Origin of the sequence: Pseudomonas sp. B329, from assembly GCF_023127835.1 — a bacterium.
GTDB lineage: Bacteria > Pseudomonadota > Gammaproteobacteria > Pseudomonadales > Pseudomonadaceae > Aquipseudomonas > Aquipseudomonas synxantha_A.
Map to the genome: position 1 here is coordinate 148,898 of NZ_SPKP01000030.1, position 9,476 is coordinate 158,373.

Genomic DNA, 9,476 nt, shown 5'->3' on the forward strand with positions numbered 1-9,476 from the left:
ATCAGGGTAGAAGCTGGCTTGCAGAGCGTCCAATCACTTGGATCGACCGTTTGATCGGTGGGATCAATGATCGCCATAGCCGCCGATAGGCAGGATTGGCCAAACCAGTCAGCCAAGTTGAAGGCTTTGACCATTGCCCCTGCAACGCTCTGGAGCGACTATTTCAGCCGATTTATCCAGTTAAAAAGTCCTGAAAATAAAAATACAGAAGGATTGAAACGATGCGTGAGTATTTGGCCGCCACCACCGAGTTTGATTATCAGCGCACTGTCGATGCCGCACTGGCTGGCAACCTGCAGGCGCTCAATGCCTGCGTGGAGTGCTGTGACCGCCACGCGCTGCCAGGGCGCATCGCGTTGTTCTGGGAGGGTCGGGACGGGCGCAGCGCCACGTCGACCTTTACCGAATTGCAGGATCAGGCCGCACGCTTCGCCAATTTCCTCCTGGCCCAGGGCGTCAAGCGCGGCGACAAGGTGGCGGGCCTGCTGCCACGTACGGCCGAGTTGCTGGTGGTGGTGTTTGCAACCTGGCGCATCGGCGCGGTGTATCAGCCGCTGTTTACCGCCTTCGGCCCCAAGGCCATTGAACATCGCCTGACCAGCTCCGGCGCGGCGCTGGTGGTCACCGACGCGGTGAACCGCCCCAAGCTGGCCGAAGTCGCCGGCTGCCCGACCATTGTCACGGTCACCGGCGCCAAGGGCGAGGGCATCGTGCGTGGCGACTATAGCTTCTGGGCTGAGCTGCCCAACTACTCCAACGTCTGCGAGCCGGTGTTGCTGGGCGCGGAGGATCCGTTCCTGCTGATGTTCACTTCGGGCACCACCGGTCCCTCCAAAGCACTCTCGGTGCCGCTCAAAGCCATTGTCGCGTTCCAGGGCTATATGCGCGACGCCGTGGACTTGCGCCCTGAAGACGCGTTCTGGAACGTCGCCGACCCCGGTTGGGCCTATGGCATCTATTTCGGTGTGACCGGGCCGTTGTCCATGGGGCATCCGATTACCTTCTACGACGGCCCGTTCACCCTGGAAAGCACCTGCCGGGTCATCAATAAATACGCGATCACCAACCTGACCGGCTCGCCCACGGCGTATCGATTGCTGATTGCCGGCGGCGAGCAGTTCGCCCGTTCAATCAAGGGCAAGCTGCGCATCGTCAGCAGTGCCGGCGAGCCGTTGAACCCGGAGGTGATCCGCTGGTTCGCCGACAACCTGGAGGTGACCATCCACGACCACTACGGTCAGACCGAGCTGGGCATGGTCTTGTGCAATCACCACGGCCTGACGCATCCGGTGCATGTGGGCTCGGCGGGGTTCGCTTCGCCCGGGCACCGCATCGTGGTGCTGGATGACAACCACCAGGAACTGCCAGCCGGGCAGCCCGGCATTCTGGCCATCGACCGCGAGCAATCGCCGATGTGCTGGTTTGCCGGCTACGACGGTGTGAAGACCAAAGCCTTCGTCGGCAAGTACTACCTCAGTGGCGATACGGTGGAATTGAACCCCGACGGCAGTATCAGTTTTGTCGGGCGCAGCGATGACGTGATTACCACTTCCGGCTACCGCGTGGGGCCATTCGATGTCGAAAGCGCCCTGGTCGAACACCCGGCGGTGGTCGAGGCCGCCGTGGTTGGCAAACCTTGCCCTGAGCGTACTGAACTGGTGAAAGCCTTCGTGGTGATCAGCGAGCAATACCGCGCCACCCCGGAACTGGCCGAAGAGCTGCGCCTGCATGTACGCCAGCGCCTGGCCGCCCATGCTTACCCACGGGAAATCGAATTTGTCAGCGACTTGCCCAAAACCCCGAGCGGCAAGCTGCAACGCTTCATTTTGCGCAATCAGGAAATAGCCAAGGCCCAGGCGGCCGTGGCTTGATCCCTTTCAAAGGAAACAACGATGCAGATTGAAAACAAGGTATTTCTGGTCAGCGGCGGTGCTTCTGGCCTCGGCGCGGCCACGGCTGACATGCTCATCGCGGCCGGCGCCAAAGTCATGCTGGTGGACTTGAACGCTGACGCCGTTGCCGCCAAGGCCACGCAACTGGGCGACAACGCTCGTAGCACCGTGGCAGATATCTGCCAGGAAGCCGCTGCCGAAACTGCCGTGAAGGCAGCGGTGGAGGCGTTTGGTGGTTTGCATGGCCTGATCAACTGCGCCGGTGTCGTGCGCGGCGAGAAAATCCTTGGCAAGAACGGCCCGCATGGGCTGGCCAGCTTTGCCCAGGTGATCAACGTCAACCTGATCGGCAGCTTCAACCTCTTGCGCCTGGCCGCTGCGGCGATCGCAGAAACCGAAGCGAATGCCGACGGCGAGCGCGGTGTGATCATCAATACCGCCTCGGTGGCGGCATTCGATGGGCAGATCGGCCAGGCCGCGTATGCCGCGTCCAAAGGTGCGATTGCCAGTTTGACCTTGCCCGCCGCTCGGGAACTGGCGCGTTTCGGCATCCGTGTGATGACCATCGCCCCGGGCATTTTCGAAACCCCGATGATGGCCGGCATGACCCCGGAAGTTCGCGACTCCCTGGCCGCTGGCGTGCCGTTTCCACCGCGCCTGGGCAAGCCCGCCGAATATGCCGCGCTGGTGCGACATATCCTTGAAAACAGCATGCTCAATGGTGAGGTGATCCGTCTCGACGGTGCCTTGCGTATGGCCGCCAAGTAAGGAGTGCCTGTATGAACGACCCTATTGTGATTGTCAGCGCCGTGCGCACGCCCATGGGCGGGTTCCAGGGTGACCTCAAAAGCCTGACCGCACCGCAGCTGGGCGCCGCAGCGATTCGTGCCGCCGTTGAACGCGCCGGTATCGCCGCCGATGCGGTAGACGAGGTGCTGTTTGGCTGCGTACTGCCGGCCGGGCTCGGGCAGGCACCTGCACGCCAGGCGGCCCTGGGCGCCGGCCTGGACAAGTCCACCCGTTGCACCACCCTGAACAAGATGTGCGGCTCGGGCATGGAAGCAGCGATTCTCGCCCACGACTCATTGCGCGCCGGCAGCGTCGATGTGGTGATCGCCGGCGGCATGGAAAGCATGTCTAACGCACCGTACCTGCTGGATCGTGCGCGCAGCGGCTACCGCATGGGGCACGGCAAGGTGCTTGACCATATGTTTCTCGATGGCCTGGAGGATGCCTACGACAAGGGCCGCCTGATGGGCACCTTTGCCGAAGACTGCGCCGAGCACAACGGCTTTACCCGGGAAGCTCAGGATGCCTTCGCCATCGCGTCCCTGACGCGCGCGCAGGAGGCCATCATCCATGGCAGCTTCGCCAGCGAGATCGTCCCGGTGCAGGTCACCGTGGGTAAGGAACAAAAAACCATCCTGCACGATGAACAGCCGCCTAAAGCCAAGCTGGACAAGATCGCCAGCCTGAAGCCGGCGTTCCGTGAAGGCGGCACCGTCACCGCGGCCAATTCCAGCTCGATCTCCGACGGCGCCGCGGCATTGCTGCTGATGCGCGAGTCGGACGCCCATAAACGTGGCCTCAAGCCGTTGGCGTTGATCCACGGGCACGCCGCGTTTGCCGATGAGCCGGGGCTGTTTCCGGTGGCGCCGGTGGGGGCGATACGCACGTTGATGAGCAAGACTGGCTGGCGCCTGGAAGACGTCGACCTGTTCGAAATCAACGAAGCCTTTGCCGTGGTCAGCCTGGTGACCATGAGCAAGCTTGCGATCCCTCACGACAAGGTCAACGTGCATGGTGGTGCCTGCGCCCTGGGCCATCCTATTGGTGCTTCGGGTGCGCGGATCCTGGTGACACTGCTGTCGGCCTTGCGCCAGAAGGGCCTCAAGCGTGGCGTCGCGGCCATTTGTATCGGCGGCGGTGAAGCCACGGCCATGGCCGTTGAATGCCTCTACTAAGGATGACTTATGCTGCCCAATGACGAACAACTGCAAATCAGCGACGCCGCCCGGCAATTTGCCCAGGAACGCTTGAAGCCGTTCGCCGCCGAATGGGATCGCGAGCATCGCTTTCCCAAGGAAGCCATCGCTGAAATGGCCGAACTGGGCTTTTTCGGCATGTTGGTGCCGGAACAGTGGGGCGGTTGCGACACCGGCTACCTGGCATACGCCATGGCCCTGGAAGAAATCGCCGCAGGTGACGGCGCGTGCTCGACCATCATGAGTGTGCACAACTCGGTGGGCTGCGTGCCGATCCTCAAATTCGGCAATGACCAGCAAAAGGCCCAATTCCTCACGCCCCTGGCCAGTGGCACCATGCTCGGTGCCTTCGCATTGACCGAACCCCAGGCCGGTTCCGATGCCAGCAGCTTGAAGACCCGTGCACGCCTTGAAGGCGATCATTATGTGCTCAATGGCTGCAAACAGTTCATCACCTCCGGGCAAAACGCCGGGATCGTGATTGTGTTTGCCGTCACCGACCCGGCAGCGGGCAAGCGCGGGATCAGTGCCTTCATCGTACCCACTGACTCTGCGGGCTACACCGTGGCGCGAGTCGAAGACAAGCTCGGGCAACATGCTTCCGACACTTGCCAGATCCTGTTTGAAGACGTGAAGGTGCCCGTGGCCAATCGCCTGGGCGAGGAGGGCGAGGGTTACAAGATCGCCCTGGCCAACCTTGAGGGTGGCCGTGTCGGCATCGCTTCCCAGTCGGTGGGCATGGCCCGCGCCGCCTTCGAAGCAGCCCGCGACTATGCCCGTGAGCGGGAAAGCTTCGGCAAACCGTTGATCGAGCACCAGGCCGTCGCCTTTCGCCTGGCGGACATGGCCACGCAAATTGCCGTGGCCCGGCAGATGGTGCATTACGCCGCGGCCCTGCGTGACAGCGGCAAGCCGGCGTTGGTGGAGGCGTCCATGGCCAAGCTGTTTGCTTCGGAAATGGCCGAGAAAGTCTGTTCGGCCGCCTTGCAAACCCTGGGCGGTTACGGTTACCTGAGCGACTTCCCCCTGGAGCGGATCTACCGCGATGTGCGGGTCTGCCAGATTTACGAAGGCACCAGCGATATTCAACGCATGGTCATCTCACGCAATCTATAAGGAGCCGATACATGAGTTATGAAACCATCCTGCTTGACGTCCAGGGCCGCGTCGGGCTGATTACCCTCAACCGCCCGCAGGCGTTGAACGCCTTGAACGCGCAACTGGTCAGCGAACTGAACCAGGCGCTGGATAACCTGGAGGCCAACCCAGAGGTCGGCTGCATCGTGCTCACCGGCTCGAAAAAAGCCTTTGCGGCCGGCGCCGACATCAAGGAAATGGCCGAGCTGACTTACCCGCAGATCTACATGGACGACCTGTTCAGCGACAGTGACCGTGTGGCCAACCGCCGCAAGCCGATCATTGCGGCGGTGAATGGCTTTGCCCTCGGTGGCGGCTGTGAACTGGCGTTGATGTGCGACTTTATCCTGGCCGGTGACAGTGCCAAATTCGGCCAGCCGGAAATCAATCTCGGCGTGCTGCCGGGCATGGGCGGCACCCAGCGCCTGACCCGCGCCGTGGGCAAGGCCAAGGCCATGGAAATGTGCCTGACCGGGCGCTTTATCGACGCCGTCGAAGCCGAGCGTTGCGGGATCGTGGCGCGTATCGTGCCGGCCGATGAGTTGCTGGAAGAAGCGCTGAAAGTCGCTGCCCTGATCGCCAGTAAGTCAGTGCCGATCAGCATGATGGTCAAGGAGAGCGTGAACCGCGCCTTTGAAGTCAGCCTGTCCGAAGGCGTGCGCTTTGAGCGCCGGGTGTTCCACGCGGCGTTTGCGACCCAGGATCAGAAGGAAGGCATGGCCGCATTCGTGGCCAAGCGGGCGCCGGAGTTCAAGGATAAGTAAAACGCTGTGGGAGGGGGCTTGCTCCCGATGGCGGTGGATCAGTCAGCACATCAGCTACTGAACCACGGCCATCGGGAGCAAGCCCCCTCCCACATTTGAACTGCAGCGTTTGACACAGTTTTTTGCAGTGTGTCAGTCAGAGCTGGTAGTGCTTGAGTTCCCTGGCAATCACCATCCGCTGAATCTCGCTGGTGCCTTCGTAAATCTGCGTGATCCGCGCATCCCGGTAGTAACGCTCCACCGGATAGTCTTCCAGATACCCATACCCCCCATGAATCTGCATCGCCTTGGAGCAGACACGCTCGGCCATTTCCGAGGCAAACAGCTTGGCCTGGGAAGCTTCGGACAAGCATGGTTTGCCGGCACTGCGCAGGCGCGCAGCGTGGAGGATCAGCAAGCGTGCTGCGTTCAGCTGCGTTTGCATGTCAGCCAACAGGTTGGCCACGCTCTGATGTTCGATGATCGCCTTGTCGAACTGCACGCGATCCCGGGCATAAGCCAGCGCTGCTTCAAAGGCGGCGCGGGCGATGCCCAAGGCCTGGGCGGCAATACCGATGCGCCCACCTTCCAGGTTGGACAGGGCGATTGCAAGGCCCTTGCCGCGCTCACCCAGCAGGTTGGCTTGTGGCACGCTGCATTGGTTGAGCGTAACGGCACAGGTGTCCGACGCACGGATGCCCATCTTGTGCTCGGTGCGGTCGACCACAAAACCCGGGGTGTCGGTAGGCACCAGAAACGCTGAAATACCCTTCTTGCCCAGTTCCGGATCGGTCACCGCAAACACGATGGCCAACCTGGCGCGCTTGCCGTTGCTGACAAATTGCTTGGCGCCGTTGATCACCCACTGGCCGTCTTTCAATTCGGCACGGGTGCGCAGGTTGTGGGCTTCGGAGCCGGCCTGAGGTTCGGTCAGGCAGAAGCAGCCGATGGCCTGGCCGCTGGCGAGTTCGGCCAGCCATGTGTGTTTTTGCTCAGCTGTGCCGTAGTTGAGGATAGGCCCGCAACCCACTGAATTGTGGATACTCATCAAGGCGCCCGTGGCGCCGTCACCCGCGGAAATTTCCTCCACGGCCAGCGCGTAGGCCACGTAGTCCACATAGGTGCCGCCCCATTCTTCCGGGACCACCATGCCGAGCAGGCCCAGTTCGCCCATCTTCGCCACCAGCGCGTCGTCGATCCACCCGGCTTTCTCCCAGGCTTGGGCATGGGGAGCAATTTCGCCACGGGCGAAGTCCCGCGCCATGTCGCGGATCATGATTTGTTCTTCTGTGTATTCAAGATCTTGCATGGCTTATTTCTCAATCTGCGCGAAGCTGTGGAAGAAGCTCTCGACGTGGCTGGCATCCAGCGCATTGAGCGTGGGCGGGTTCCAGCGCGGGGCTTTATCCTTGTCGATGATCAGGGCGCGAACGCCTTCAATCAGGTCGCCACGTTCGAACCATTGACGGTCCAGGTGCAGCTCCAGAGCAAAGCACTGTTCCAGCGGGAGGTGCCGACCACGACGCAGCATTTGCAAGGTCACGGCCATGGCCAGGGGCGAGCGGGTCTGCATCAGATGGGCGGTAGTCAACGCCCATTCGTGGGTGTCGGCGACCGTAACTGCCTGCAATTGCTCGACGATGCTAGGTACATCCGGCAGGGCGAAGAAGTGATCAATGACCGGGCGCAGGGCCGCCAGCGGCGCATCGGGCAATTGCTGCACCGCCAGTTTGGCGAGCACACCTTGCAAATCCTTGAGGGGGGAATCGCTCCATTGCAACTGGTCGAGCTTGTTGTCCAGGGCGGGGAGTCTGGCGCTGTCGATAGACCAGTCGGCCAACCCGCAATACAGCGCATCGGCGGCACGTATCTGCACCCCGGTCACGCCAAGGTAAGTCCCCAGCTCACCGGGAATACGCGACAGGAAATAGCTGCCGCCTACATCAGGGAAGTAGCCGATAGCCACTTCCGGCATCGCCAGGCGACTGCGTTCAGTGACGACCCGCAGATCCGCGCCTTGTACCAGGCCCATGCCGCCGCCGAGGACGAAGCCGTCCATCAGTGCCACGACCGGTTTACGGTAATGGTGGATGGCCAGGTCAAGGGCATATTCCTCCACGAAGAAATCCTGGTGCAGGGTGTCGCCGTTCTTGAAACTGTCGTACAGCGAGCGGATATCGCCGCCAGCGCAGAAGGCTTTTTCGCCGGCGCCACGCAGCACCACGGCATAAACCTGCGGGTCATCCGCCCACGCCTGCAGCTGCGCCGTCAACTGGCGGACCATGTCGAGGGTGATGGCATTCAAGCCGGCGGGGCGATTGAGGGTGAGGTGGCCGATATGGTTACGCACTTCACTCAGTACTTCCTGCTGAATATCGGCGTGGCTTGCTTCGGATGAAACCTGAGCAGTCATCACTAACTCCCTGCTTTTATTGTTCTTTATCAAGATGTTCGCGGGCGAACCTTCTCGCGATCCTACCAGTGCAAATTTGCCCAGTACAACCGGTAATCATGCAGGTCGTTTTTGCATTTATGCAGCAGGGATCAAGCCGCGCGGTTGGCCAGGACCTCACCGATACTGCGACGTCGTGCATGGCCTTCTGCTGCGTGGATCAGTTGTTCCAGCTCAGTGGGCTCGACATCGTAAAATTGCTCCATTTCGGCCAGCGCCAGCTTGAGGTCGGCCGCTGTAATCGATGGATCGCTCACGGGCTGAATGCCGAGGACGACAGGAGCAGGCTCGGCTGGCCCCTTGGGGTAACGTGTGCGCGTGGCATTGTTATAGAGCAGTGCGCATCCCAGCAGAGCGCCGGCACCCAGCATGACCGGCGCCAGTTCATACCAGCCCAGGGCGATGGACGCAGGGTCGGCCAGTACCAGGGTCATGGCCAGGCCACCGGCCGGTGGGTGCAGGCAACGCAGCCAACAAATCAGGATTACCGTCATGCCCGCCGCCAGGCACGCGCTACCCAGGGTTCGCCCCAGTACCCGTGCCACCAGCAATGCAACGATGCCGGCACACAGGTAACTGCCCATGATCGACCATGGCTGGGCCAGCGCTCCCGATGACACCGCAAACAGCAACACGGCCGAAGCGCCAAGGGGGCCGAGCAAATGCAGGGCGACCTCCATGCCGAATACCTGGGCGCAAGCCCAGACACTGAACATTGTGCCCAAGGCCATGCCGATGCCGGCACGACTCCATTCAGCGGGGCGGGTGTTGATTGCAGCGGGTAACCAGCGAGCGAGCATTTAAAGACGATCCATAAACGGCGGGCGAAAAAAAAGGCCTGCCTGGTTTCCCGGTGCAGCCCTTTGAACGTTCCAACATTTGGGGGAGGAACCCGTGCAGTGTGCCGAGGTTGGTCTGATCGCACCACTGCATATTAATGAAGGTTAAACGCAAATATTATGCAGTTAAAGGGTGTCTCCGAAGGTAATGGGGCCTGCCACAGTGGGCGCTGGTGTGCAGAGTTTGCCCAGCACCCGGTTATTGGCCTCTTCATTGAACAAGCGCTCATGCAGGTTTTCGCGCAATTTGGCGTCGTCGGCCAGTGGCCCCTTCAACGCCACCAGCGCGTCGCGCAATGCCATCAAACGATCCAGTCTTGGTAAAGGTACATTCAACAGTTCCTCTCGCACGGCATTGTCCTCTCAATGAAGTAAGCCATCGCGCTTGGGCAGCCTACAGCGTCCTTGTAGTTATGGCGTGCCTTGAC

Annotated in this window: 9 protein-coding genes; 5 read left to right on the forward strand and 4 right to left on the reverse strand. The window is 61.3% G+C overall.

All coding sequences use genetic code 11. The annotated features are described in order from the left end of the window. Window positions 1-221 precede the first annotated feature (221 nt). Genes E4P00_RS17445 through E4P00_RS17465 form a run of 5 tightly spaced genes read left to right on the forward strand, consistent with a single transcriptional unit; the run spans window position 222 to window position 5,778 of the window. Window positions 222-1,871 (forward strand): AMP-binding protein, encoded by a 1,650-nt coding sequence (locus tag E4P00_RS17445; protein ID WP_032875355.1) that lies wholly within the window; start codon window positions 222-224, stop codon window positions 1,869-1,871. A gap of 21 nt (window positions 1,872-1,892) precedes the next feature. After that, window positions 1,893-2,660: an SDR family NAD(P)-dependent oxidoreductase gene (locus E4P00_RS17450; RefSeq protein ID WP_005788301.1), complete on the forward strand. Its 768-nt coding sequence runs from the start codon at window positions 1,893-1,895 to the stop codon at window positions 2,658-2,660. An 11-nt stretch (window positions 2,661-2,671) separates the two neighbouring features. Beyond that, the gene (locus tag E4P00_RS17455) at window positions 2,672-3,856 is read left to right on the forward strand and encodes an acetyl-CoA C-acyltransferase (RefSeq protein ID WP_078821362.1); all 1,185 of its coding nucleotides are present in this window, start codon (window positions 2,672-2,674) and stop codon (window positions 3,854-3,856) included. A gap of 9 nt (window positions 3,857-3,865) precedes the next feature. Continuing rightward, window positions 3,866-4,993 carry an acyl-CoA dehydrogenase gene (locus E4P00_RS17460; RefSeq protein WP_032875350.1) on the forward strand — a complete coding sequence of 376 codons (1,128 nt, stop codon included), beginning with the start codon at window positions 3,866-3,868 and terminating at the stop codon, window positions 4,991-4,993. An 11-nt stretch (window positions 4,994-5,004) separates the two neighbouring features. Beyond that, a complete protein-coding gene (locus tag E4P00_RS17465) occupies window positions 5,005-5,778 on the forward strand; it encodes an enoyl-CoA hydratase (RefSeq protein WP_032875347.1) in 774 nt (257 codons plus the stop codon). A 136-nt stretch (window positions 5,779-5,914) separates the two neighbouring features. Here E4P00_RS17465 and E4P00_RS17470 read toward each other — a convergent pair whose 3' ends face one another. From E4P00_RS17470 to E4P00_RS17485, 4 genes are all read right to left on the reverse strand, one after another. Then, window positions 5,915-7,066, reverse strand: coding sequence for an acyl-CoA dehydrogenase family protein (locus E4P00_RS17470; RefSeq protein ID WP_005788309.1), 1,152 nt, complete (start codon window positions 7,064-7,066; stop codon window positions 5,915-5,917). 3 nt (window positions 7,067-7,069) lie between these two features. Beyond that, window positions 7,070-8,170 carry an enoyl-CoA hydratase/isomerase family protein gene (locus tag E4P00_RS17475; protein ID WP_005788310.1) on the reverse strand — a complete coding sequence of 367 codons (1,101 nt, stop codon included), beginning with the start codon at window positions 8,168-8,170 and terminating at the stop codon, window positions 7,070-7,072. 131 nt (window positions 8,171-8,301) lie between these two features. Continuing rightward, window positions 8,302-9,009, reverse strand: a complete 708-nt coding sequence (locus tag E4P00_RS17480; protein ID WP_078821363.1) for an HPP family protein — start codon at window positions 9,007-9,009, stop codon at window positions 8,302-8,304. A gap of 165 nt (window positions 9,010-9,174) precedes the next feature. Next, entirely contained in the window at window positions 9,175-9,363 is a 189-nt protein-coding gene (locus E4P00_RS17485) for a type VI secretion system contractile sheath small subunit (protein ID WP_256584644.1), read from the reverse strand. Window positions 9,364-9,476: the final 113 nt, after the last annotated feature.